Genomic DNA, 25,452 nt, shown 5'->3' with positions numbered 1-25,452 from the left:
GTTATTGCCTTTAGGCGGACTCAATCCAGGCACACCGACTGGCAATAAGTCAGCGCAATACATTTCCCGAGGCTTTCCACTTCGAATGCCCGGCAATTTTCAAAGGACGTGCTCAATGAACGAACAAGTACATGGTGACACTGACCGACACACTGCAAGCAATGAGCAATCCTCTTCGACCGCTACCGCGAAGCAGCAGGACTTGCTCTGGGAGGATATTCGCCACCTGGGTCGAATTCTTGGGCAGGTAATCCGCGAGCAAGAGGGTGACGAGGTCTTTAACCTGGTCGAAAATGCTCGCCGTGCAGCCTTCGAACTCCATCGTGGCGATGGCGACATCGAGAAGCTCACCGGCCTCTTCCGCGATATTGACCCTGCCGAGGCAAGCCCTGTCATCCGTGCTTTCACGCACTTCGCACTTTTAGCTAACCTCGCTGAGGATTTGCACGAGGAGCTGGGCATCGAGGCATCTCTCGATGCTGGCGATCCGCCGCAGGACTCCACGCTGGAAGCAACATGGCAGAAGCTTCGCGACGCCAAGGTTTCCAGCAGCGCCATTGCGGATATGATGGACCACATTGAGGTCGTCCCGGTTCTGACCGCACACCCAACGGAAACTCGTCGTCGCACAGTGTTCGATGTGCAGAAGCACATCACGGCCGCAATGCGGCGCCGCCACGAGATCCAGGCAGCCCCGATGAATGCGCGCACCGCGGACCGACTCGCTGAGATTGATGCCGATATCCGTCGCCGGATCCTGACGCTGTGGCAAACGGCTCTGATTCGCATGAACCGCCCGGATATTCGCGACGAGGTCGAAGTTGGTCTTCGCTACTACCAGCTTTCTCTGCTGGAAGCTGTGCCACAGATTAACCGAGACGTCGTCAAGCACTTGCGTCAGCTCGGCGGCGACAAGCTGCCGGCTAATCCAACCATTCGCATGGGTTCGTGGATCGGCGGTGACCACGACGGCAACCCATACGTGACGGAGGAGACGCTGCGCTACGCCTCCGATAGGGCAGCGGGTACGATCCTGCGTCACTACTTCTCGCAGTTGCACCTGCTGGAGCGCGAGCTCAGTCTCAGCGACCGCCTGACCAAGGTCACCGTAGATTTGGTCGGCTTGGCCAGCCGCGGCCACAATGACGTACCAAACCGCGAAGATGAGCCGTACCGTCGTGCGGTTCACGGTATCCGCGGTCGCGTGGCGGCAACAGCGGTGAACTTCTTCGACGAGTCCATCATTGAGGGCGACTGGTCGGAATTCACTCCGTATGACAGCGCCGAGGAGCTACTTGAAGAGCTCTCGATTATCGACGACTCCCTGCGGTCCAGCCACGATGACCTCATCGCCGATCACCGCCTGCGCGACCTGATGGATTCAGTGGAGGTATTTGGTTTCCACCTGTACTCGATTGATATCCGCCAGAATTCGGACTCTCATGAGGAAATCCTCACCGAGCTGTTCTCCGCTGCCGGTGTGGTGGACAACTACGCGGGATTGAAGGAAGCCGACAAGGTCGAACTGCTGACCAAGGAACTGCAGTCCTCCCGTCCGCTGGTTTCGACTTCCGCAGATCTTTCCGAAGCTACGGCTCGCGAGCTAGGCATTATGCGTGCGGCATCTCGTGCGGTGCGCAAGTACGGTCACGACGCGGTACCGCACTGCATCATTTCGATGTGTACATCGGTCTCCGACCTGCTGGAGCCGATGATTCTGCTCAAGGAAGTCGGTCTGATTCGCCCGAATGGCTCGCAGCCGACCGGTTCTGTTGACGTCATCCCGCTGTTCGAAACCATCGAAGACCTGCAGGCTGGTGCCGACGTGCTGCGTGCTGCGTGGGACATTCCGGTCTACCGCGCATACGTGTCCGCACGCGGAGATCTGCAGGAAGTCATGCTTGGCTACTCCGACTCCAACAAGGACGGCGGGTACTTCGCTGCAAACTGGGCGCTTTACGACGCGGAGGTCGCAATCGTGGCAGCCGCGAAGGACAACGACATTCGCCTGCGTCTCTTCCACGGCCGCGGAGGTACCGTTGGCCGTGGTGGCGGACCGTCCTACGAGGCAATTCTGGCGCAGCCGTCGGGTGCAGTCCAGGGGTCGGTGCGTATCACCGAGCAGGGCGAGATTATCTCTGCCAAGTACGGTCACCCTGCAGCGGCACGCAGGAACCTCGCCGCACTTGTTTCGGCAACGATTGAGTCGACTCTGCTCGACGTCGATGACCTGAAGAACCCAGCTCGCGCCCACGAGATTATGTCGGAGATTTCCGACATGTCTCGCGAGGCCTACTCGAAGCTCATGCACGAGGACCCGGGCTTTATTGACTTCTTCACGTCGTCGACCCCGGTCGATGAGATCGGCAGCCTGAACATCGGTTCGCGTCCGACCTCACGCAAGCAGACCCAGACCATTTCTGACCTGCGCGCAATTCCCTGGGTACTGTCCTGGTCGCAGCAGCGTTCTATGGTGCCGGGCTGGTTTGGTGTCGGCTCTGCACTGCAGGAGTGGATCGGCGAGGACGAAGACGGTTCCCGCCTGGCTGAGCTCCGTCAGCTCAACGAGATTTGGCCGTTCTTCAATTCGGTGCTGTCGAACATGGCGCAGGTCATGTCCAAGGCTGACCTCAACCTTGCGCGCGCCTACGCTAGCCTGTGCCAAGATAAGGCCGACGGTGAGCGCATCTACGGCATCATCAAGGCAGAGTTCGACCTGACTTTGGAGATGTTCCTGAAGGTAACCGGGTACAAGCACCTGCTGGAGGACAACCCGCTGCTCAGGCGCTCGGTGGACATGCGCTTCCCGTACCTTATGCCGCTGAACATCATCCAGCTGGAGATGCTGCGTCGCTACCGTGCCGGCGATAATCGCGACAAGGTGCGTCGGGGCATTCAGCTGACCATGAATGGTTTGGCAACTGCACTGCGCAACTCCGGCTAGGAATTCGCCTAGGGATACGGCTAGGGATACCTAGCCAGCGGAGCAATTGCGCTAGTATAGTTGGAGTTCTTAAAGAAGCGACGTTTCAAAAGGAAGTGCGCGTGTACCTCGCCATTCAGATTGTCCTGGTCATCACATCCATCCTGATGACGCTGTTTATCCTGCTCCACAAGGGTAAGGGTGGCGGACTGTCCAGCCTCTTTGGTGGCGGCATGCAGTCGAATCTGTCCGGTTCGACTGTGGTGGAGAAGAACCTTGACCGCGTCACTATTGTGACCGTGATTATCTGGTTGCTCTGCATTGTCCTGTTGCTGCTGTTCAATACTTTCGGCTGGTAGGTTCCGCACGCAGCACGCCCCACCGCAGGCCTTTAAGCAATAAAAATTCCCGTCGATAGCATTTCGCTTATCGACGGGAATTTGCTGTTTCTGGGCTGTTAGCGGTGAAGCGGAAGCCTAGAGCTGCGCAGCCGCAGCATCGTCAACAAAGACAACGGTTTCCTGAACACCGCGAACCCCGGCCGCTGGCCACTGCGCTGGGTCGTCCTGCTGAGCGATAGCTGCAATTGCCTCAGCCTTTTCGCCGCCCGCTACAAGTAGCCACACACGCTGAGAGCTGGCGATGGCCGGCATCGTCAACGTGATGCGGGTCGGCGGTGGCTTCGGGCAGTTATGCACGTCCACGACCAAGCGTTCCTGCTCAGCCAGCGCTGCGGTATGTGGGAAAATCGAGTTGATGTGTCCCTCTCCGCCCATACCAAGAAGGTGAAGGTCAAAGCCATTTGGAGCCATCTCCCGAACGATAGCTTCGTAGCTTTCGGCGGCCTCCGTGGTGGTCACGCCGCTGTCGGCAGCGGCAAACTCGAAGATGTTTTCCTCCGGCACGCCGACAGGGGACAAGAGACGCTTACGAGCAGCCAACGCATTGCGATCTGCCGAGTCGGCAGCGACAAAACGTTCATCTCCGAAGAACACCAGGACTCGGTTCCAGTCGATGTCTCCGGAATCGTCGGCAAGCGCACTGAGCAAAGCGGTACCCGCGCCGCCACCGGTGAGAACGACGCGTACGAAACCGTCATCGGTGACCGGAGAGGCGTTGCCATGTAGGACGGCGACAACCGCATCGATGAAGCGCTGACGTGCAGCCTCGACGATACCCGCCTGGTCAGCGGCGCGGTGGAACTGAGGGGCAGGGACGGTATTCGACGCGTTATCGGTGGTCACTTGTCAGAGACTCCTGGTTCGTTAGCGAAGCTAGTTGTTGTGGACGTCGGAGGTTGCATTCCCACCGTGTGAATCTGGCTGAGGCCACGCAGGGCACGTCCGTAGGCAGTATCGTGGTCGAGGTGACGCAGCTCCTCTGCCAAACATTCGGAGCGTGTTGGACGCGATACTGCAACCTTGAACGGGGGCTTTTCTCCGTTGGTGACCGATGCAGTGGTGGCGCTTTCAATATCGATGCGCAAAGTCTGGCCATTTTCACGCTCAAAGGCGACGGAGGTCACCGGTGGCTTGGCGCGGCCCTTTTCGTCCACCGGAATCTTCTTCTCACCGGTGGAGTAACGGTTGACCGGCAGCCCCAGGCGATCTGCCAACCATCCAGCGGCGACCTCGACCGATGGCGAGTCCTGTGGGCCGTAGATGGACACGGAGGTCACCGGCGAGTGCGGCGGCAAGTCGAAAGCGGATGCCAACACACCGCGCCAGTTCGTCAGCCGCGACCAGCTCAGGTCGGAATCGCCGGGCGTGTAGCCCGTACGGCGCGTGTAGATAGCGTTGCTATTCGGGTCACAGAGTGAATCGGTGATACGGCGCTGGGCAATTCGGCCGATTGGTGTCGCCGCTGGGACTTGCGGCGCCTCAGAAGGCCACCACGCCACGACCGGCGTATCCGGCAGCAGCAGGGGAGTCACCACAGAGCTGTGGTGCTGACCAATCTCTCCGGACATGTGCATAACGACGATCTCAGCGGCACCGGCATCACCACCGACGCGGAGCTCCGCGTCAAGGCGATTGTCCAGGCGTGGATCATCGGAGACCAATACCAGCACACGGGATGGGTGCTCGCGGGAAACGGAGTTGACCGTGGAAATAATGTTTTCCAGGTCGTCTTCGCTTTTGGCCAAAACAATCAGGGTGAGGACACGGCCCGTGGTAACGATGCCGCCCTGCTCTCGAAGCTGCACCAACTGACGAGCAATGCTCGCGGTGTCAGTGTCTGGCAAATTGACAATCATGAAAGTGTTCTTTCTGTCAGAAAATTCTTAAGAACTGAGAGGTCGGCGGCCTATGGCCGTCGCCAAGCGCGACCGTCGCGCTCGAGCATGTGGTCAGCGGAGGAAGGCCCCCACGAACCTGCGGGGTAGCCCTCGGGACGACCGCGCTTGGCCCAGTACTCGATGATGGGGTCAAGAATCTTCCAGGACAGCTCGACTTCCTCGTTGGTGGGGAAGAGGCTGGCCTCGTCGAGAAGCGCATCCAGAATCAGGCGCTCGTAGGCCTCTGGCGACTGCTCGGTAAACACCTCGGAGTAGGAGAAGTCCATGTTGACATCGCGCACCTCCATGGCCGAGCCCGGGACCTTCGAGCCGAAGCGCATGAGCACGCCTTCGTCTGGCTGAACACGGATGACCATTGCGTTCTGGCCGAGAGCGGCAGTCATTGTCTCTGCGAAGGGAAGGTGAGGTGCGGACTTAAAGACCAGCGCAATTTCAGTGACGCGGCGGCCGAGGCGCTTGCCGGTGCGCAGGTAGAAGGGGACACCGGCCCAGCGACGGGAGTTGATCTGCAGCGTACAGGCGGCGTAGGTCTCGGTCGTGGATTCGGGGTCGAAGCCTTCCTCATCGCGCAGCCCTGGCACGAAGTTGCTGCCCTGCCAATCCGCCGTGTACTGGCCACGAGCGGTGTATTTCGAAAACGGACGCACTGGCTCGACGGCACGCAGAACCTTGATCTTTTCCGCTTGCAGCTCTTCCGGGGTAAAGGCGATGGGCTCTTCCATTGCCACCAGCGCCAGGAGCTGGAGTAGGTGGTTCTGAATCACGTCACGAGCTGCACCGATACCATCGTAGTAGCCGGCGCGACCGCCCAAACCGATATCCTCGGCCATGGTGATTTGAACGTGGTCAATGTAGTGAGAATTCCACATCGGATCGAACAACTGGTTGGCAAAACGCATGGCCAGAATGTTCTGGACGGTTTCCTTGCCCAGGTAGTGGTCGATGCGGAACACAGCGTCTTCTGGGAAGACCGAGTTCACAATCCGGTTGAGTTCCTGAGCGGAGGCCAGGTCGTGTCCGAATGGCTTCTCAATAATCACGCGACGCCAATAATCCTCGCCCGACTGCGCCAGCCCCGAACGATCGAGCTGATGACAGACATCGGGGAAGTTAGCTGGCGGAATGGACAGGTAGTAGGCCCAGTTGCCAGCGGTGCCGCGGGAGCGATCGAGCTCCTCAAGTTGTGCGGCCAGGCGATCGAAGGCCTCGTCATCGGTGAAGGTACCGGTGACAAAGTGAATGCCCTCAGCCAGGCGCTGCCAGACACTCTCACGGAAGTCTGTGCGGGCGCCCTGTTCCACTGCGGTGCGCACATAATCCTCAAAGTCCTGTTTCGACCATTCGCGACGACCGTAGCCAACTAACGCGAAGGAGGCAGGCAGTAGACCGCGGTTGGCCAGATCATAGATGGCAGGCAGAAGCTTCTTTCGGGCCAGATCGCCCGTCACTCCGAAAATCACCATGCCACCCGGGCCGGCAATACGCGGCAGGCGTTTATCCTGCGGGTCGCGCAGCGGGTTGATGTATCCGTCGTGGTTGGTGCTGTCGTCTCCGTTGTGCGGAGAGCTGGCAGTAGGGGAGTTCGAATCGTTGCGTTGCAGAGAATCACTCACGGTTTACATAATGTCATATCGAGAAAAGTCCGGTGGAATCGTTTCCGATTCCTCCGATGGGGCCTTGACGGACCCCTTTCTTCTGCCATAGGTTTATGACCTAGGTGGTATACCCATAAACCACGGAGGTGGATATGCAGGCGAAGGAGGCGGACCCTCGGCCCATCTACGTCCAGATCGCCGAGGATCTGAAATCAATGATTTTGTCCGGGGAGCTCTCGGCTGAGGATCGTGCCCCTTCAACCAAGGAGCTCTCGGAGTTCTATCAGGTCAACCCAACCACGGCCGCCAAGGCCATGACGGAACTGTCGATGGTGGGGCTTGTGGAGAAGAAAAGAGGACTCGGCATGTTTGTCACTCCAGATGCCCGTGAGCGCATTCGCGCTGAGCGTCGTGAAGCGTTCCAGCGCACCTACATCGAGCCATTAAAAGTGGAGGCCGGCATTCTCGGCCTCACGCTCCACGACATCATCGCCATGCTGGAGGAGGAGAAATGAGCATCTACGGCGTGATTGGCCCCAACGGCGCCGGCAAGACTTACTACCTGCGTACCCTCGCGCAGATGCCTACGGCGGCCCTGGCGAAGGCTGCACCCGACACCCAGGTCTTCGGTGCCACCCCGCGCGAATATTTCCAGATCCTGCGCACCGGCTGGGATCAGCTCGATGTGCCCCACGCGGAGTCCCTCCTCGATTTCCCCGCTGACACCCCTATCAAAAAGCTCAGCCTGGGCCAGCGCCAGCTGCTTATCGCCGCTGCCACCCTGGCATCGGGCAAGGAAGCATTGCTTTTCGACGAGCCCTTCAACGGCCTCGATGTCGAGCACCGCGCCACATTGCGCGGCATGCTTATCGACTCGGCCGAATCGGCCAACCTTGTGGTCACCTCGCAGCACTCCCAGGATCTAGCCGGCCTAGTCGACACCTTGATTGTCATCCACAAGCAGGATGCGTACGGGCCCTATGACGTCGATAAGCTGCGCGCTAGCCATCCGGTGCTGCGCGGCCCTACGGATCTCGTGGCGCAGGTGGCCGGCCCAGTGCTCGCTAAGAAAACCCTCGGCGAGCGCTGCGAGGCAATCCTGTCTACAGAGCTCAGTTCGTCTGCCGCTGCGCATGCCCGCGCCCTCGGCGTTGAGGTGAGCTACCTCGACCCCGCGGCCCTCATCGACCTCGCAAGCACCTCCTCCTACATCGAACGGAGCAAGAAATGAGCACCGGAGCTTTCATCGCGACCAACAAGAAAACCTTCCTCGGTGTTGCCGCCGTGGCCATCCTGTACTCGGCCTTCGGGCGCATGCTCGTAGGCAGCGGAACCGGCAACACCTTGCTTGGCATTATCGCGCTGGGCATCCTCTTCCTCATCACAGCCCGGCGTTCGGTCACCCTGCGTGACTACGGCGTGAGCATCGCCCGCTGGGTACGCTCCGCAATCATCGCAATCTTGGGCACATCGTTGGTGGCTACCGCCTTCATCGTCACGGCGATGGTCATCGAACAGAACAAGTCCGGTTACTACCGCGGATTCGATAGCTTCATTGTCACCTCCGGACCGGCCCTGTTTCCGGACACTAACGGGGAGCTGTACATGATTGAGGATTCCGGGCAGAACTACACCACAGTTCTGCTCACCGCGCTGTGCGTCTTCTTGAGCTTCCTCATGGCTACCGTGGCGAGCACCGCAGTCGGCACCGTCGCCGGCGCGAAGGGCACTCGTGCAGGATCGATCACCATTGGCCTGGCCCTGGTCACGCTCTTCCTCTTCAGCTATCTGCTGGACGTGACCGACTCCGTACCGGGCGCCCCCTGGCCGGCTGTGCCGATCTTTGCCTCAATCATCACCGTAATCTCTGCGTTCGTGATGGCCTGGGCATTAAAGGAAGAGAAACGCCCGCTGCCCACTGTGCGCCCCGCCTTCGCCGCGTCCTAGCTCCATTAAAAAAGCTCCCCTGCGCGGGGAGCTTTTTCATGTCCAACGTTGAACATGCGGGTTAAGTAACACAACAGGCGAACCGAAACTGACAACCCCAAAAGTTACGGGCTGCAGATGTGAAACTGTGCAAGTTTATGACACCTTCAGGCTATTTTTCGGGCCGTTTTTGACATAAACGCAGTCAGTAACTCGGATCGCCAGGCGACCTGCTGGCGCCAGCCAGAAACGCAGCCACTACCAACAGGCACCTAGATAATCAGCAGGCTTACTTCAGCTGCTCCATGCGCTGTGCAATCGACTCGAGCAAGGACTGCCAGGAGTCCACGAACTTCTCCACGCCCTCGCGCTCCAGGACAGCGAAGACGTCATCGAGGTCGATGCCAATCTCGCTGAGCTGAATCATAACGGCGTTGGCTGCGTCACCCTGGCCGCTGACGGCGTCGCGAACCTCGCCCTCGAAGCCCGCGGCAGCACGCAGCGTCTTCTCCGGCATGGTATTCACAGTCTGCGGTGCAGCCAGCTCAGTGACGTAGAGAGTGTCCGGGTAAGCCGGGTTCTTCACACCGGTCGAAGCCCACAGCAGGCGCTGCGGCTTAGCACCGGCGTTTTCCAGCTGTGCCCAGCGAATATTCTGCGCCGAGAAAGTCTCCTCGAACTTGGCGTAAGCTGCACGGGCATTGGCCAGACCAGCCTTGCCGCGCAGAGCCAGGGCCTCCTCGGAGCCGATCTTGTCCAGGCGAGCATCGATTTCGGTGTCAACGCGGGAAACAAACAGCGACGCAACAGAGTGAACCGAAGCCAGGTCTACGCCGTTGTCCTTCGCACGCTCAATGCCCTCGATGAACGCATCAATGACCTGCAGGTAGCGCTCCACCGAGAAAATCAGGGTGACGTTTACCGAGATTCCCTCGGACAGAGCCTGGGTGACAGCCGGCAGGGAAGCATCGGTCGCCGGAATCTTAATCATCGCGTTCTGCTTGCCGACGCGCTCCCAGAGCTTACGGGCCTGCGCAATCGTGGCCTCGTAGTTGTCGGCGTAGCGAGGATCGACCTCGATGGACACACGGCCATCGACACCGTCGGTTTCTTCGGATACACCAGCGAAAAGGTCACAGGCATCGCGGACGTCGTCGATTGCCATCGCGAACACAGCATCTGCCGGGTTCGCACCCTCTGCAGTGAGCTGCGCCAGCTGAGAGTCGTAATCCTCACCGGCGGTCATCGCCGAAGAGAAGATTGCCGGGTTAGTAGTGACACCGACAACCCGAAGCTCTTCAATAAGATTTTTCAAATCGCCCGAGGTGAGGCGCTGGCGCGAAAGATCGTCGAGCCACGCCGAAGTCCCTACCTTGGCGAGCGCTTCCATCGTGGTGTTTCCCATAGTGTTTAACGCCTTTCTGTCAATACCGCTTCGTTGCCTAAAGACTTCGCTAAAAGTTGTATGTCCTTAAACTACTGTGCGTCACAAACAATACTGGCGCTACCGGAGCGCGGTACGGTTTTCACAAATCCCGTCCCGACAACGGCCGATAGCGCCAGGTTTTAACAAACTTACTTAGCAGCCTCGATGGACTCCTTGGCGGCATCGACAACAGCCTCTGCTGTGATGCCGAACTTCTCGAACAGCTCCTTGTACGGAGCCGATGCACCGAAGTGCTCCAGGGAGACAGCGCGACCAGCATCACCCAGGTGGCGGTACCACGGCATTGCAATACCGGCCTCAACCGAGACACGAGCGCGGACGGACTTCGGCAGAACCTGCTCGCGGTAGGCATCGTCCTGCTGCTCGAACCAGTCAAGACACGGAACGGAGACAACGCGGGCGCTGACGCCTTCCTCAGCCAGCTTGTCAGCAGCTTCGACAGCGAGGTGAACTTCCGAACCGGTAGCCATCAGGATGACGTCCGGGGTCTCCTTGGCGCCGTCGACAAGCACGTACGCACCACGACGGACGCCCTCAGCGGCCTTCTCCTTGGTGCCTTCCAGGACCGGAACGTTCTGGCGGGTCAGAGCCAGAGCCTTCGGGCCTGCCTCTCCCTGAAGAACAGCGGCCCAAGCCTGAGCGGTCTCGTTAGCGTCAGCCGGGCGGACAGTGGACACACCCGGGATAGCGCGCAGCGAAGCCAGCTGCTCAACAGGCTGGTGCGTCGGACCGTCTTCGCCCAGACCAATGGAGTCGTGAGTCCAGACATAAATAGGGGAGATGCCCATCAGCGATGCTAGGCGGACAGCCGGACGCATGTAGTCCGAGAAGATAAGGAAGGTGCCACCGTACGGACGGGTACCACCGTGGAGCAGAATGCCGTTGAGGATCGAGCCCATGGCGTGCTCACGAATACCGAAGTGCAGGTTGCGGCCGTACGGGTCGGTGGTCCAGGTGCCGGTGGTGATGGACTTCGGACCGAAGGACGGCTCGCCCTTCAGGACGGTGTTGTTGGAGCCAGCCAGGTCAGCCGAGCCACCCCACAGCTCCGGCAGGGTCTTGCCCAGTGCCTGCAGCGCGGCCTCAGAGGCCTTGCGGGTAGCAACGCCCTTCTCGTCCGGCTCCCAGGTCGGCAGCTCAGCGTCGAAGCCCTCCGGCAGCTCGCCAGCGGTCAGACGGTCCAGCAGAGCCTTGCGCTCCGGGTTAGCCGCAGCCCACTCGTCGAACTTGACCTGCCACTGTGCGTGAGCCTCAGCACCACGCTCAACCAGCTTGCGGGTGTGCTCAATGACCTCGTCAGCGACGTTAAAGCTCTTGTCGGTATCGAAGCCAAGAGCTTCCTTGATGCCGACAATCTCCTCGCCACCAAGAGCAGCACCGTGCGAAGCGCCGGTGTTCATCTTCGTCGGAGCCGGGTAAGCGATCACAGTGCGAACGCGAATGAAGGTCGGACGCTCCGTATCCTTCTTGGCCTCCTCGACAGCAGCCTCGAGTGCTGCGACGTCCTCGCCGCCGTCGACCTCAATGACCTGCCAGCCGTAAGCACGGTAGCGATCCGCGACATTCTCGGTGAAGGCAATGGTGGTGTCGTCCTCGATGGAGATGCCGTTGTCATCCCAGAAGACAATCAGGTTGCCCAGCTGCTGAGTGCCGGCCAGCGAGCCGGCCTCGGCAGTGACACCCTCCTGAACGTCACCATCAGAAGCGATGACGTACACGTAGTGGTCGAACGGAGACTCACCCGGAGCAGCTTCCGGGTCGAACAGCCCACGTTCCCGTCGCGAAGCCATGGCAAAACCGACAGCCGACGCCAGCCCCTGACCCAGCGGGCCAGTGGTGATTTCCACGCCGTCAGTGTGGCCGTACTCCGGGTGACCCGGGGTGAGTGCATCCCACGTACGCAGCGCCTTCAGGTCATCGAGCTCCAGGCCAAAACCGCCGAGGTAGAGCTGGACGTACTGCGTCAGAGAGGTGTGACCACAGGAGAGAATGAAACGGTCACGGCCAATCCACTTCGTATCCTTCGGGTCATGGCGCATAACGCGCTGGTAAAGAGAGTAAGCCAGCGGTGCGAGGCTCATCGCAGTGCCGGGGTGCCCCGAACCTGCCTTTTCAACGGCGTCTGCAGCCAGCACACGGGCCGTATCTACGGCCTTCGTATCCAAGTCAGACCAGTCCGAGGGGTAGTTGCGCACAACCCGTGCTTCATGCTCAGTCGACAGTGTCACGTGAATGACTCCTAGTATCCAAATGGATTAGTAAAATTCTCTTCCATACTAACTAGGATTGCGCGCTCCGGGTTCAAACCGGGCCGAATAGCTGAGAGATAAGTCTCAGAGGGCGCGCCGCACATGCTTTACGACGGTCATTATTGGAACCGTTATGATTACCGGTAAACTGATTGCCTGCCCCTCATTTAATTTTGCGGAAAAACTCGTCGGGAACTTTCCGACCGTTACATCCGACTATCTGTAAACGGGGGGTTTGTTTATGGCGCGTGAAAGGGACATTGCTTTGTTGGAAACAGTCAAGGCGTATATTGCACTGACTAAGCCAAGAATTATCGAGCTCCTGCTCGTCGCGGCCATTCCCGCAATGCTTCAGGCTGATCGCGGTCATGTTCACGTTGGACTGATTCTTCTCACCTTGTTCGGTGGTTGGTTGGGTGCCGCAGCTGCGCACACCTTCAACATGGTCATGGATTACGACATTGACCAGAAGATGCGCCGTACTCGCCGTCGCCCGCTCGCGCGCAACCAGGTTAGCCGTCGAGCGGCAGCGATTTTCGGCACTGTCTTGATGATTGCGTCGTTCCTATGGCTGTGGTTGCTGTGTAACTCGCTGCTGGCCGCCGTTTTCATTCTGATTACGATTGCCTTCTACATCTTCGTCTACACGTTGTGGCTGAAGCGCCGTACTGATCAGAACGTAATTTGGGGTGGCGCTGCGGGTTGTATGCCGGTGATGGTCGGCTGGGCCGTAATCACTGACAACAACCCGGAGATTACGGGGCTCGCTCACTGGTGGCAGGCATTCATCCTGTTCCTGCTTATCTTCTTCTGGACTCCGCCGCACACCTGGGCATTGGGCCTGCGCTACAAGGAGGACTACAAGGCCGCTGGCGTGCCGATGATGCCAGTGGTCAAGCCGGCAATCGTCGTTTCCAAGCGCATTATTTACTACACCGCCGCGACCGTGATTACCACTCTGCTGTTGGTTCCGTACGCGGGTTGGATTTATCTGATTGGCGCCGTTGGCGCTGGTGCCTGGTTCCTGTGGGGCGCCATTGACCTGCACCGCCACGTTAAGACCGGTGGCAAGATCAAGCCGATGAAGCTGTTCTTCATGTCGAACAACTACTTGTCTATCGTCTGTGTGGCGCTTTCTCTCGATGCCGTACTCGGATTGCAGACAATTTCGAGCATGTTCTAGGGCAGTTGCTGAGCTCCTTTGAAGAGGCCCTTTCCGGTTGCGGGAAGGGTCTCTTTTTGTGTGTGGAGATGGGCACGGGCTGCAAATGTGAAACTGTGCGAGTTTATGACACTTTCAGGCCATTTTTCGCGCGATTTCTGTCATAAACATAGTCAGTAACTCGGATCGATAAGTGGGCAGACCGCCCCCTTGCACCGCCCGCGCAGCCCGCACCGCCCGCGCAGCCCGCTAGCCACTGGGAAACGCACATCCGAGCACACGGAGCCGAGCAGACAGCAGAACCGCCTAAACACGCACAACCAAAGCGCGTGTTTAGGCGGTTCGAGAAGGAATCAACGGCCGGTAACCACAGTCGTTAACACAGCCGCTGACCGGCAGCTAGCTACGCGGTAACCTCGACGTTCTTCTCCGAAGCAACAGTGGCGGCAGCCGCATCGCCTTCAAGCGAGCCAGTGACTTCTGCGCTCCCACCGACAGTGCGGTAACCGTGCTGGAAAAGTACTGCAGTCAAAGCGGTGCAGATACCAGATCCGGCAACGTGAACCGGCACCAATGCCTCCGGTACACCGGACCAATACTGAATCATTCCAACTACGCCCTGAGCCAAAATGAACACAACGAGTGCGATGGCAACCTTACGCACAGGTGCAAAGGCTTCCGAGGCCAGCAGACCGAAAATGAGGCCGATAACCAGGCCAAGGTAGAGGTACATAAAACCAGCGTGGATATGTGCCAGGTCAACAATCGGTAGCTGGAGGCGATCCTCCGGGAGCACCGAAGCATCTCCAGCGTGTGGTCCCGCACCGGTGACCATAGTTCCGGTAATCAGCGTCATCGTCAGGGCCAAGCCGGAGGCGGCAGCCAGATAGCGCAGATAGCGCGGGTACATGCGGGTAGCAGTGCCGTCGTCAGGCTCCGAAATCTTGACGAAAAGCATGCCAGCGAGCCAGACCAGAATCATCGAAGGCAGGAAGTGCAGCGCTACGGCGTACCACTTCAGGTCAACCCAAACGGAGATACCGCCGATAACAGCCTGGACGATAACGCCGAGACCGTTGAGGAAGGCCAGCAACTTTATTTCCTGACGGCGACCGACACGCATAACCGAAAGGAAGAGCAGAAGTGTCAGAGCAACCAGCACAAAGGTGAGCAGCCGGTTGCCAAACTCAATAATCTGATGGAGCATTTCTGCTTCCCCCGCGACAGGAACGAAGCTGCCTGGGTGACATTCAGGCCACGAAGCACAACCGAGACCTGAACCAGTAACACGGACGATAGAACCGGTTACCGCAATTGCCGCCTGTGCAATCAAAACCAGCAGGGCATAGAGCTTCTGGCGCCCGATTGGTGTCAGCGGCAAAAACGATAGGGGCAAACTTCGATCTGCAGTATTCACATTAAGAAATTCTACCCATGCTGGCGGAAAATGGTAATAAGCGAAACCCCTGCGTTGGGCTGCGCTTTTCTATGCAGATTTCCCGACAGATTCCTAGTCATTCGGCATATCAAAACGGAACCAGCGAGCCGCCAGTGCAGCGCCAAGGACACCCCATGCGATTAGCACCCCGATAGCTGACCAATGGACGGACATGGCCAATGCCGCGGAGATCACGTCGGTAAGCGCGACGGACGGCAAGAGGTGTAGCAGTACAGAGCTGATGTCATCTAACGATGGCGCGACGGCCACATACGTAGTAGCACCAATGAGGATGAACCAGATCAGGTTGGCCAGACCTAGGATTAGCTCGGCTCCCAACGTACCGCCCATGAGCAAGCCCAATGAGGTAAAGACGAACGTTCCCAGAAGCATCCCCACATAAGCCAGCAGCCAGCCGCCAATCGACAGCTCTGCGCCAAGGGAGAGCCCCACGAGACTAAACAGTACGTACTGCAACGTGACGGTGGTGCAGACCGACACAATCTTGCCAGCGATAATGCCCCAGGGTGGCACACCTGAGGCACCGATGCGCTTCAGGGCTCCGTAACGGCGGTCAAAGCCCACGGCAATTGCCTGCCCGGTAAACCCTGCAGACATGACGGAAATCGCCAGCACCATGGGGAAGATACGCTCGAGCGGATCATCGAGCTCCAACACCGGCACCATCACCAGGCCGATGAGCATCGCCAACGGGATAATGATGGTGAGGAGCATTTGCTCACCGTGTCGCCAGAAGAGCTTCGTCTCCAACCACGCCTGCGACATGACCAACTTCGCCATGTCCGAACGCTGTGGCGCTGGGGCGAAAGTGCCCTTCGCAAAGCGGGAGGCATCAGACCTCGGTGCGGTAGTCATTAGCTCCTCATCTCCGTTCCAGTGATCTGCAAGAAGACATCTTCAAGCGATTGCGTCGCCCTATTCATCGAGGTGATCAGCACCTCTTGCTGCTCGCAACTCTGCGCCAAGACAGTCAAGGCGCGCGGTGAAGCCTCACCAATCAGGGAAAACTCTCCACCGCCAGAACGCTGCAGACGCTGTGGAAGACCGGACTCGCTGAAGTTGCGGTTGACCTCTTCGAAGTCAAGGCTGCCTCGAACGCTGATCTTCATAGCAGTGCTTGACGACGTTCCCTGGAGAGCCGATGCGCCTGCGCTAGTGATCTCCTCGGTGGTACCGGCCACAACTAAATGGCCCCGGTCGATAATCGCAACGTCGTCGGCAAGCGATTCGGCCTCGTCCATGAGGTGCGTTGTCAGGACCACGGTGACCCCATCACGGCGCAGCGACGAGATGAGATCCCAGACGGCTAGACGGGACTGAGCATCGAGGCCTGCTGTCGGCTCGTCGAGGAACACAAGCTCCGGGCGTCCGACCAGGGCACATGCGAGCGACAGTCGCTGCTGCTGACCGCCAGAGAGCCTGCGGTAGTTCGTCTTACGATGGCGTTCTAGGCCAACGACTTCAAGGAGCCAATCAGTGTCCAGCGGGTTTGCGGAGTAACTGGCAACGAGGTTCAGCATTTCGCCAACGCGAACACCGGGGTAGGCACCTCCGCCCTGGAGCATGATGCCAATGCGACTGCGCAGTGCTGTGGTTTGAGTGACCGGGTCGAGATCAAGAATGCGAATTCGCCCTTCATCCGGCTTGATGAAGCCCTCACACATTTCAACGGTTGTGGTCTTACCAGCACCGTTGGGGCCGAGGAGCGCAAGAACCCTACCTCGATCCAGGGAAAGCGAAAGGTCTGATACAGCCTCAACGTCATCGAATTTCTTCGTTACGTTCTCAAGGCGCAGAGCAGGAGAATTGGCAGCGTTATTCACGGTTAGTCAGTCTAATCTCACAGTTTTAATGAAGGCGAAATACCTTAGATCGCGTCGAGTACGCCAAGATGACGAACATGACTGCGACGAAGAATACCAACGCCAGTAGGTAAATCTGAGCGACGGTGCCCGGAGGCAACCCCAGGCCGCGTGGTAGTACTACAAAACTGAAAATTGCCGAGTACAGAACCACGGCAATGCGAAATTGTACCCGGTTGGCCCAAGCGGACAGGGGCACGATGGCCCATAGCAGGTACCAGGGGTGCACGACGGGGAAGAGGATTACTAGAGCGAACATCGCGAGGCCGTAGCCGCCGAGCGGGTGAATGCGCCCACGGAACGTCGCTAACAGCATGCGCAGGAGCCAGGCAGCCACCAGCACTACGCCAATGCCGCGGGTAAACAGCAAAGCACTGTCGCTGATATCGCCGAGCCCCAGAAGCCTGCCGAAGAAACCAGCGATAATCCCGAGCAGGGTAGTCAACGACATCCAACTGCGCACCGTTGCGGCGCCACCCTGCGCGGTGATCCAACCAAAGCCCAGACCAGTTGCTAAGGAAACAACGACTGCCGTGACGACGGTTATTGCGCCCGTCACTACCGCGGAAAGAGCAACGGCCTTCCAGGTGCTGCCAAACTTTCGGGCCAGCCACATGCCGGCAAAGCCGAGCGCCACGAAACCGGTGACTTTGACCATTCCGGCGAGGCTGATGAGCACGATACCGCCTGCATACAGCGCCCACGATCTACCTCGGCTTTGGTTCTCGTGTCCGATCGGTCCGGGTTCTGGCAGCTCATCGGGCACCATCGATTGCGCAGGGCCGTGGATAGCTCGCAGACACAGTTCGAGACCAACGAGCAGGAGAGCCAGCAGCAGGGCCTCATTGTGGATACCGCCCACCAGGTGCAGCAATACCAGCGGATTGAGCGTGCCCAGCCAGAGCGTGAACTGAGAGCTAACGCCGCAGCGGCGACCAAGCTGCACCAGCGCCCAGGACACCACGAGAAGCGAAACAATGGCGACGAGTCGATGCAGAAAGACGGAAGCGATCACCCCGTCGCTGGTTATTTTGGCGATACCCCATGCCACTGCGAGGGCTGTGGGGCCGTATGGGCTCGGAGAGTGCGACCAAATCAATGGCACCGATCGGGCAAGTGGGTCGTTGGCTCCCAATAGGTCAACAGGCCCTGCGAGGTAGGGATCCATACCCCGCTCCACAATTGCAGCCTGCGCCAAATAGGAATAGATATCCTGCGTAAACAGGGGAGCGGTAAACATCAAGGGCAATACCCATGCCGCGTAGGTGCGTATGAGCATCGGAGTAGTCACTGCGGTGACGCGAGTCCGCGCACCGGCCAGAACGAAAGCGCCGACACCCAACCAGGCTGTGACTAACATGCCAATGCCCACGAAGGTGACGATTGTCGTTGCCACCAACATTCGACCGAGGATTAGCCCAAGTGGTGTACCCCAAAACTCATTTCCAACCACCGGTGTCGCGCCTGCGCCGATCCCGGCGACCATAATAAAGACCGCCCCGAGAGCACCCAGCCAACGCAGCCAGGTGAAGCGTCGGAGTTCGCGGTAATTGATGCGGTGTTGGAGCGGCTGTTCTGAGCCCTGGTGGAGGGTTGCCGACCTAGAACCGGCCAGACCAATCTTCGGAATGGCGTCACGCACCCCGAGAGCGTCGTCGAAGGTGGACGAGCGGCGCGGGGTAGGTCGGTTAGTTTTCACAAGGTCACATAGTAGACGATTCGACACGCCGAAAGGGCGTTCTAATCAGCGACGTTGCATTGATATTTAAATGCGTTGGACATTGTGACCCAATTACGACACAATTATGTTGTCTAATACACCAGCGGCGCAAGTGGGATACTTGCCTCGCTGAGCCACCTAGACACCCATTATTATCCAGCAGTCCAATCGCAGGAGGTGACTCACCAGTCATGGCAGATCGGAAGCCGACAGTCAATGATGGTGATACGCGCAAGCGCATTCTCCAATTGCTTCTGGAACACAACCCGGCGTCCGCGACTTTTATCGCAGACACCCTGGGACTATCCGCTGCAGGCGTCCGCCGTCATATTGACATTCTGGTGGACGAAGGTCTTGCCGAAACCGCTCCGGCACCCAGCACCGGCCCCCGGGGCCGAGGCAGGCCAGCAAAGTCCTATCGCCTGACAGATCGGGGCCGCGCTAGATTCGGGCACGCTTACGACGATCTTGCCAGTGCAGCTCTGACCGCACTGCGCAAGGCCGGTGGTGAGCAGGCAGTTGCCCAGTTTGCCCGTCAGCGCATTGATGACATTCTGCTCGGCGTCACGCCAGTGGGGCAGGACGCAGAGAAGGAAGAGGTCGTAGAGGCCGTCGTCGATGCTTTCCGACGGGCCGGGTACGCGGCAACTATCAACCAGAACACTGGCGGCGTGCAAATTTGCCAGCACCATTGCCCAATTAGCCACGTAGCCTCCGAGTTTCCGGAGCTCTGCGCGGCGGAGCATGAAGCCGTTAGTAAATTATTAGGTCAGCACACCCAACCGTTGGCGACTATCGCTGATGGAAACGGTATCTGCACTACGAATATCCCACTCACTCCCGTAACAAAGACACTTACTGAATCGCCACAAGAAAGGAGCGGAGAATGACCCTCGCCCATGAGAACTCCACCGACGTGGCTGAATCCACGAAGGCTGCCACTCCGCAGACTGACGAAGAGATTATCGAGTCCATTGGTGCCTACCAGTTCGGTTGGCACGACCCGGATACCGCTGGCGCTTCCGCGAAGCGTGGCCTGTCTGAAGCGGTCGTTCGCGATATTTCGGCTAAGAAGAACGAGCCGGAGTGGATGCTTGAACGTCGCTTGAAGGCTTTGGAAATCTTCGACCGCAAGCCGCTGCCCACCTGGGGCGCGGATTTGTCGGGCATCGACTTCGACAACATTAAGTACTTCGTTCGCTCCACCGAGAAGCAGGCCCAGACCTGGGAAGACCTGCCGGAGGATATTAAGAACACCTACGACAAGCTCGGCATTCCGGAGGCTGAGAAGCAGCGCCTGGTCGCAGGTGTCGCCGCTCAGTACGAGTCTGAGGTTGTCTACCACCAGATTCGCGAGGATCTGGAGGCCCAGGGCGTTATCTTCCTGGACACCGACACCGCTCTCAAGGAGCACCCGGAGCTGTTTAAGGAGTACTTCGGCACCGTCATTCCGTCCGGTGACAACAAGTTCTCCGCTCTTAACACCGCAGTCTGGTCCGGCGGCTCCTTCATTTACGTGCCGAAGGGCGTCCACGTGGACATCCCACTGCAGGCATACTTCCGTATCAACACGGAAAACATGGGACAGTTCGAGCGCACGCTCATTATTGTCGACGAAGATGCCTACGTGCACTACGTCGAGGGCTGTACCGCTCCGATTTACAAGTCCGACTCGCTGCACTCGGCTGTTGTGGAGATCATCGTGAAGAAGGGTGGCCGCTGCCGCTACACCACGATCCAGAACTGGTCGAACAACGTCTACAACCTGGTTACCAAGCGCACCAAGTGCGAAGAGGGCGCAACCATGGAGTGGATTGACGGCAACATCGGTTCCAAGGTCACCATGAAGTACCCGGCAGTGTGGATGACCGGTCCGCATGCCAAGGGCGAGGTGCTGTCCGTGGCTATGGCTGGCGAGGGCCAGTTCCAGGACACCGGCGCCAAGATGGTGCACATGGCTCCGCACACGAGCTCCAACATCGTGTCCAAGTCCGTGGCCCGCAACGGTGGCCGCGCTGCCTACCGCGGGCTGGTGCAGGTCAACAAGGGTGCCAAGCACTCGCACTCCAACGTCGAGTGTGACGCACTCCTGGTGGACACGATTTCACGTTCGGACACGTACCCATACGTGGATGTCCGCGAGGACGACGTCACCCTCGGCCACGAGGCAACGGTTTCCAAGGTCTCTGACGATCAGCTTTTCTACCTGATGAGCCGCGGCATCGAGGAAGAAGATGCAATGGCCATGGTCGTGCGCGGCTTTGTCGAGCCCATCGCCAAGGAGCTCCCGATGGAATACGCCCTCGAGCTCAACCGCCTCATTGAACTGCAGATGGAAGGTTCGGTCGGTTAATACCAATGACTACGACGATTAACAACGAAAACCAGGCTGCTCATAGCCGCCGCGTGCTGGCGAACAAGGGCGACGTTTTCTCATCCTTCAACGTGGAGGACTTCGCCGTGCCACATGGCAAGGATGAAGAGTGGAAGTTCACGCCGCTGCGTAAGCTCCGCGGTCTCCACAACGGCACCGCAGCAGAGCCGGTTGCAGCCTCCATTTCGGTCGAGACTGCTGGTCAGGATGGCGTCGCTGTGGACGTCGTTAAGCGTGACGACGAGCGCCTTGGTCGCGCCGGCGCCCCAACGGACCGCGTGGCAGCACAGGCGTACTCCAACTTCGACGATGCGCACATCGTTACCTTCGCGAAGAACTCGGTGTCCAAGGAGCCTGTCGTCATCGACATCGATGGTCCGGGCGAGGACAACGTGTCCTACGGCCACATCGTCATTGACGTGCAGTCTCACGCCGAGGCCGTCTGCGTCATTAACTACCGAGGCAGTGGCACGTTCGCGGACAACATCGAGTTCGTAATCGGCGACGGCGCCAAGCTGGGTGTCGTGACCATGGTGAACTGGAACGAAGATGCCGTTCATGGCTCTGCGCACCACGTTCGTGTCGGCCGGGATGCTACGCTGCGCCACACTGTCGCAACGTTTGGCGGCGAGGTTGTCCGTATCGTTCCGCGCGTTGCTTTCACGGCACCCGGCGGCGACGTCGATCTGCTGGGCGTGTACTTCGCCGATGCCGGTCAGTACTTTGAAAACCGCATGCTGGTCGACCACGCTGTGCCGAACTGCCGCTCCAACGTAATGTACAAGGGCGCGCTGCAGGGCGAGCCGAATGTCGCTCATCGTGAGGCCCGCACCGCGTGGGTGGGAGACGTGCTCATTCGTGCAGAAGCTACGGGCACCGACACCTACGAGCTCAACCGCAACCTGCTGCTCACCGAGGGCGCGCGTGCCGACGCAGTTCCGAACCTGGAAATTGAAACCGGTGAGATTGCCGGTGCTGGTCACGCTGCCACCGTTGGCCGCTTCGACGAGGAACAGCTCTTCTACCTGCTCTCGCGTGGTATTCCGGAGCTGGCCGCTCGCCGTCTGGTGGTTCGCGGCTTCTTCAGCGAGGTCATCAACCTGATTCCGGTCGAGTCCGTTCGCGAGAAGCTTGAAAAGCTCGTTGACGAAGAGCTCAACACCGCTGGCTTCTAACCGCTTATCTTCTTTCTCACCCTTTCCGTCCTGTCACCCCGGAAGTGCCGGGGGACAGGCCACTTACACCGATTAAAGGAAAAGATTTCACTATGAGCACTTTGGAAATCCGTAACCTCCACGCGCAGGTGCTGCCGACCGACGAGTCCGCCGAGCCCAAGGAGATTTTGAAGGGCGTCAACCTGACGATCAACTCCGGCGAAACCCACGCTGTGATGGGGCCGAACGGCTCTGGTAAATCCACCCTGAGCTACACCATCGCAGGTCACCCGCGTTACGAAGTCACCGAGGGCGAGATTCTCCTCGACGGCGAAAACGTGCTGGAGATGAGCGTCGACGAGCGCGCTCGCGCTGGCCTCTTCCTGGCAATGCAGTACCCGGTCGAGGTCACCGGCGTGTCCATGTCCAACTTCCTGCGCTCTGCAGCAACCGCTGTCCGCGGCGAGGCTCCGAAGCTGCGCCACTGGGTCAAGGAGGTCCGTGAGGCAATGGCTGACCTGGAGATCGATTCGTCGTTCTCCGAGCGCTCCGTCAACGAGGGCTTCTCCGGTGGCGAGAAGAAGCGTCACGAGATTCTGCAGCTCGACCTGCTGAAGCCGAAGTTCGCCATCCTGGACGAGACCGACTCCGGCCTGGACGTCGACGCTCTGCGCGTTGTCTCTGACGGCATTAACCGCTACCAGGACGAAAACGACGGCGGCATTCTGATCATTACTCACTACCAGCGCATCCTGAACTACGTGAAGCCGGACTTCGTCCACGTCTTCCACGATGGTCGCTTCATCACCTCCGGTGGCCCGGAGCTTGCAGACGAGCTGGAAGAGCACGGCTACGAGAAGTACATCAATGCCTAACGCCGAACTACTCAGCCCATCACTCCGGGAGGACTTTCCGATTCTGTCGCGCACTGTCCGTGACGGAAAGCGGCTGGTCTACCTGGACTCCGGAGCGACCTCGCAGCGCCCCAAGCAAGTCATCGATGCTGAGGTGGAGTTCCTAACCCACCACAATGCACCGGTGCACCGCGGTGCCTACGAGATTGCTGAGGAGGCCACGGACGCCTACGAAGATGCCCGCGAAGCCATTGCAGGCTTCATCGGCGCCGACTATGACGAGCTGGTCTTCACCAAGAACGCCACCGAAGCGTTGAACACAGTGGCATTCGTGCTTGGCGACGACCGCGCAGGTCAGTACCAGGTCGGCGAGGGTGACGAGATTGTCGTCACTGAGCTGGAGCATCACGCGAACTTGGTGCCGTGGCAGGAGCTGGCTCGCCGCACTGGTGCGACACTGCGTTGGTATGGCGTGACTGAAGACGGCCGCATTGATATGGACTCGCTGGAGCTCAGCGAGAAGACCAAAGTTGTGGCCTTTACCCATCAGTCAAACGTCACCGGTGCAGTAACCGATGTGAAGGAAATGGTGCGCCGTGCTCGCGAGGTCGGAGCGCTGGTAGTCCTCGATGCCTGCCAGTCGGTGCCGCATATGCCTGTCGACGTCAAGGAGCTCGATGTGGACTTCCTGGCGTTCTCCGGCCACAAGATGCTCGGCCCCAACGGGGTCGGCGCGCTCTACGGTCGCCGGGAACTGCTCGAGGCACTGCCGCCGTTCCTCACTGGTGGCTCGATGATTGAGGTCGTCACCATGGAGAAGACCACCTTCGCGGCGCCTCCGCAGCGCTTCGAGGCGGGTACCATGATGACCTCCCAGGTCGTCGGCCTGGGGGCTGCGGTGAAGTACCTGGATGCCATCGGTATGGATAAGGTAGCTGCTCATGAGCACCACCTGACCGCGCTCGCACTGGAGAAGCTGCAGGAAATTGATGGCGTGACCATCATCGGTCCGACTACTCCAGAACAGCGTGGCTCTGCAGTCTCCTTCAAGGTCGAGGGCATTCACCCGCACGATCTTGGCCAGGTTTTAGACGACCAGGGCGTGTGCATCCGCGTCGGTCACCATTGCGCGTGGCCAATTCACCAAATCCTCAACGCCCAGTCGACCGCCCGGGCATCCTTCTACATCTACAACACGGAAGAGGACGTTCAGGCGCTTGCCGACGCAGTGCGCCATGCACAGAAGTTCTTCGGTGTCACCCCGTAACTTTAAGAAAGGAGAAGGACATGAAGCTCGAGCAGATGTACCAGGAAGTTATCCTGGATCACTACAAGCATCCGCAGCATGCGGGTTTGCGGGAGCCTTTCAATACGGAAGTGCATCACGTCAACCCGTCGTGTGGCGATGAACTCACGCTTCGCGTCACTCTGAACGACGACCTCACCGTCGTCAATGACGTCTCCTATGACGCCGTGGGCTGTTCTATCTCGCAAGCCTCTACCTCAGTTATGGCTGAGGAGATTGTCGGCAAGACTGTCGACGAGGCCATGGCCAAGCTTGCCGAGTTCGAGAAGATGGTCACCTCCCGAGGCAAGATTGAGGGCGATGAGGACATTATCGGCGATGGGATTGCCTTCGCTGGAGTTTCTAAGTACCCCGCCCGCGTGAAGTGCGCACTTCTCGGATGGAAAGCTTTCCAGGCCGCAACCGCTGAGGCCCTGGCCAACGCTGCTGAAGGCAACGGCGTTGGTACCGCGACTGTAACCGTTACCAATGACGAGGAAGGCCATCGCCATGACTGAACCAATCGCTAATGACGCCACCTCGCCCGCACAGCCTGATGCTGTCGACGAGGACACCATGACTACTGGTGCTCCCATTGATGAGGGGGATGCGTACGAGTCCATCACCGTCCCGCCGGCACCGGAGCAGACCGAAGCCGATAACAAGCTGGCCATCCAGGTTGAAGAGGCAATGTACGAGGTTGTTGATCCGGAACTCGGAGTCAACGTCGTGGACCTGGGCCTGGTATATGACATCTGGATTGAAGAAGGCGACATTGCCGCTATCTTCATGACACTCACGTCCCCGGCCTGCCCGCTGACCGATATGCTCACCGACCAGACTGCCTCCGAGGTTATGAAGGTCGAGGGTATCCGCGACTTCCGCCTCAACTGGGTCTGGTCTCCGGCATGGGGCCCACACATGATCACTGAGGACGGCCGCGAGCAGATGCGCGCTCTCGGCTTCTCGGTCTAGATGATCAGTGACAGCGGTGATTAGAGAACCGCTACGTTAAAAGTGCTTGGCGACGAGCTCCTGGCTCGTTCAGCTAGGCACTTTTTCGTTTGTTTATGAGTTGCTGACTGCGTTTATGGCCGGGATCGGTAGGGCGATGCGAGTTACTGACTGCATTTATGTCAAAAA

Annotated in this window: 22 protein-coding genes; 13 read left to right on the top strand and 9 right to left on the bottom strand. The window is 59.0% G+C overall.

The window, feature by feature from the left end; genetic code table 11:
• The first annotated feature begins 115 nt into the window (after positions 1–115).
• Both ppc and secG read left to right on the top strand, forming a co-directional pair.
• Entirely contained in the window at positions 116–2,944 is a 2,829-nt protein-coding gene (ppc, locus tag CRD13_RS00740; RefSeq protein WP_255467746.1) for a phosphoenolpyruvate carboxylase, read from the top strand.
• A 101-nt stretch (positions 2,945–3,045) separates the two neighbouring features.
• Positions 3,046–3,282, top strand: coding sequence for a preprotein translocase subunit SecG (gene secG, locus CRD13_RS00735; RefSeq protein WP_005510775.1), 237 nt, complete (start codon positions 3,046–3,048; stop codon positions 3,280–3,282).
• A 117-nt stretch (positions 3,283–3,399) separates the two neighbouring features.
• On the opposite strand, the gene pgl is transcribed toward secG, so the two are convergent.
• The 3 genes from pgl to zwf are packed head-to-tail and all read right to left on the bottom strand — an operon-like array spanning position 3,400 to position 6,835.
• Complete coding sequence (gene pgl / locus CRD13_RS00730) at positions 3,400–4,167, bottom strand: 6-phosphogluconolactonase (RefSeq protein ID WP_049172945.1); 768 nt, start codon at positions 4,165–4,167, stop codon at positions 3,400–3,402.
• The gene (locus CRD13_RS00725) at positions 4,164–5,180 is read right to left on the bottom strand and encodes a glucose-6-phosphate dehydrogenase assembly protein OpcA (protein WP_016422736.1); all 1,017 of its coding nucleotides are present in this window, start codon (positions 5,178–5,180) and stop codon (positions 4,164–4,166) included. The genes pgl and CRD13_RS00725 overlap by 4 nt, the downstream gene beginning before the upstream one ends.
• A 50-nt stretch (positions 5,181–5,230) precedes the next feature.
• The gene (gene zwf, locus CRD13_RS00720) at positions 5,231–6,835 is read right to left on the bottom strand and encodes a glucose-6-phosphate dehydrogenase (RefSeq protein ID WP_016422737.1); all 1,605 of its coding nucleotides are present in this window, start codon (positions 6,833–6,835) and stop codon (positions 5,231–5,233) included.
• A gap of 134 nt (positions 6,836–6,969) precedes the next feature.
• Here zwf and CRD13_RS00715 point away from each other — a divergent pair, with 134 nt between their 5' ends.
• Genes CRD13_RS00715 through CRD13_RS00705 form a run of 3 tightly spaced genes read left to right on the top strand, consistent with a single transcriptional unit; the run spans position 6,970 to position 8,764 of the window.
• The gene (locus CRD13_RS00715; protein WP_070549601.1) at positions 6,970–7,332 is read left to right on the top strand and encodes a GntR family transcriptional regulator; all 363 of its coding nucleotides are present in this window, start codon (positions 6,970–6,972) and stop codon (positions 7,330–7,332) included.
• Positions 7,329–8,048, top strand: a complete 720-nt coding sequence (locus CRD13_RS00710; RefSeq protein ID WP_049193710.1) for an ABC transporter ATPase — start codon at positions 7,329–7,331, stop codon at positions 8,046–8,048. Before CRD13_RS00715 ends, CRD13_RS00710 begins: the two co-directional genes overlap by 4 nt.
• Positions 8,045–8,764 (top strand): hypothetical protein, encoded by a 720-nt coding sequence (locus tag CRD13_RS00705; RefSeq protein WP_049193708.1) that lies wholly within the window; start codon positions 8,045–8,047, stop codon positions 8,762–8,764. The genes CRD13_RS00710 and CRD13_RS00705 overlap by 4 nt, the downstream gene beginning before the upstream one ends.
• Positions 8,765–9,032: 268 nt before the next feature.
• Here the strand turns inward: CRD13_RS00705 and tal are convergent, their stop codons facing one another.
• Both tal and tkt read right to left on the bottom strand, forming a co-directional pair.
• Positions 9,033–10,148 carry a transaldolase gene (gene tal, locus CRD13_RS00700; protein ID WP_049193475.1) on the bottom strand — a complete coding sequence of 372 codons (1,116 nt, stop codon included), beginning with the start codon at positions 10,146–10,148 and terminating at the stop codon, positions 9,033–9,035.
• Positions 10,149–10,318: 170 nt separating this feature from the next.
• Entirely contained in the window at positions 10,319–12,418 is a 2,100-nt protein-coding gene (tkt, locus tag CRD13_RS00695) for a transketolase (RefSeq protein WP_049170630.1), read from the bottom strand.
• 289 nt (positions 12,419–12,707) lie between these two features.
• Here tkt and CRD13_RS00690 point away from each other — a divergent pair, with 289 nt between their 5' ends.
• Positions 12,708–13,622, top strand: a complete 915-nt coding sequence (locus CRD13_RS00690) for a heme o synthase (RefSeq protein WP_172954651.1) — start codon at positions 12,708–12,710, stop codon at positions 13,620–13,622.
• A gap of 382 nt (positions 13,623–14,004) precedes the next feature.
• Here the strand turns inward: CRD13_RS00690 and CRD13_RS00685 are convergent, their stop codons facing one another.
• The 4 genes from CRD13_RS00685 to mptB form a co-directional block, all read right to left on the bottom strand.
• Positions 14,005–15,018, bottom strand: coding sequence for a heme A synthase (locus tag CRD13_RS00685; RefSeq protein ID WP_016422745.1), 1,014 nt, complete (start codon positions 15,016–15,018; stop codon positions 14,005–14,007).
• A 93-nt stretch (positions 15,019–15,111) separates the two neighbouring features.
• The gene (locus CRD13_RS00680; RefSeq protein WP_070549503.1) at positions 15,112–15,915 is read right to left on the bottom strand and encodes an ABC transporter permease; all 804 of its coding nucleotides are present in this window, start codon (positions 15,913–15,915) and stop codon (positions 15,112–15,114) included.
• Positions 15,915–16,883, bottom strand: coding sequence for an ABC transporter ATP-binding protein (locus CRD13_RS00675; protein ID WP_070547106.1), 969 nt, complete (start codon positions 16,881–16,883; stop codon positions 15,915–15,917). Before CRD13_RS00675 ends, CRD13_RS00680 begins: the two co-directional genes overlap by 1 nt.
• Before the next feature lie 25 nt (positions 16,884–16,908).
• The gene (gene mptB, locus CRD13_RS00670; RefSeq protein ID WP_049193480.1) at positions 16,909–18,648 is read right to left on the bottom strand and encodes a polyprenol phosphomannose-dependent alpha 1,6 mannosyltransferase MptB; all 1,740 of its coding nucleotides are present in this window, start codon (positions 18,646–18,648) and stop codon (positions 16,909–16,911) included.
• Positions 18,649–18,833: 185 nt separating this feature from the next.
• Here mptB and CRD13_RS00665 point away from each other — a divergent pair, with 185 nt between their 5' ends.
• From CRD13_RS00665 to CRD13_RS00635, 7 genes are all read left to right on the top strand, one after another.
• A complete protein-coding gene (locus tag CRD13_RS00665; protein WP_048734176.1) occupies positions 18,834–19,532 on the top strand; it encodes a metalloregulator ArsR/SmtB family transcription factor in 699 nt (232 codons plus the stop codon).
• Positions 19,529–20,995: a Fe-S cluster assembly protein SufB gene (sufB, locus tag CRD13_RS00660; protein ID WP_016422750.1), complete on the top strand. Its 1,467-nt coding sequence runs from the start codon at positions 19,529–19,531 to the stop codon at positions 20,993–20,995. The genes CRD13_RS00665 and sufB overlap by 4 nt, the downstream gene beginning before the upstream one ends.
• Positions 20,996–21,000: 5 nt before the next feature.
• On the top strand, positions 21,001–22,191 hold the full coding sequence (sufD, locus tag CRD13_RS00655) for a Fe-S cluster assembly protein SufD (RefSeq protein WP_070438417.1): 1,191 nt from the start codon (positions 21,001–21,003) through the stop codon (positions 22,189–22,191).
• A 92-nt stretch (positions 22,192–22,283) separates the two neighbouring features.
• Entirely contained in the window at positions 22,284–23,045 is a 762-nt protein-coding gene (gene sufC / locus CRD13_RS00650) for a Fe-S cluster assembly ATPase SufC (RefSeq protein WP_016422752.1), read from the top strand.
• Positions 23,038–24,291 (top strand): cysteine desulfurase, encoded by a 1,254-nt coding sequence (locus CRD13_RS00645; RefSeq protein WP_016422753.1) that lies wholly within the window; start codon positions 23,038–23,040, stop codon positions 24,289–24,291. Before sufC ends, CRD13_RS00645 begins: the two co-directional genes overlap by 8 nt.
• Positions 24,292–24,311: 20 nt before the next feature.
• Positions 24,312–24,827 (top strand): Fe-S cluster assembly sulfur transfer protein SufU, encoded by a 516-nt coding sequence (gene sufU, locus CRD13_RS00640; RefSeq protein WP_016422754.1) that lies wholly within the window; start codon positions 24,312–24,314, stop codon positions 24,825–24,827.
• Positions 24,820–25,284, top strand: coding sequence for a metal-sulfur cluster assembly factor (locus tag CRD13_RS00635; RefSeq protein WP_016422755.1), 465 nt, complete (start codon positions 24,820–24,822; stop codon positions 25,282–25,284). The genes sufU and CRD13_RS00635 overlap by 8 nt, the downstream gene beginning before the upstream one ends.
• Positions 25,285–25,452: the final 168 nt, after the last annotated feature.

It is taken from the genome of Corynebacterium sp. LK26 (assembly GCF_014335085.1).
In the GTDB taxonomy this organism is placed as follows: Bacteria; Actinomycetota; Actinomycetes; order Mycobacteriales; family Mycobacteriaceae; genus Corynebacterium; species Corynebacterium jeikeium_D.
Note: the sequence above shows the minus strand (reverse complement) of the source record. Positions and strands in the feature narration are given on the sequence as shown.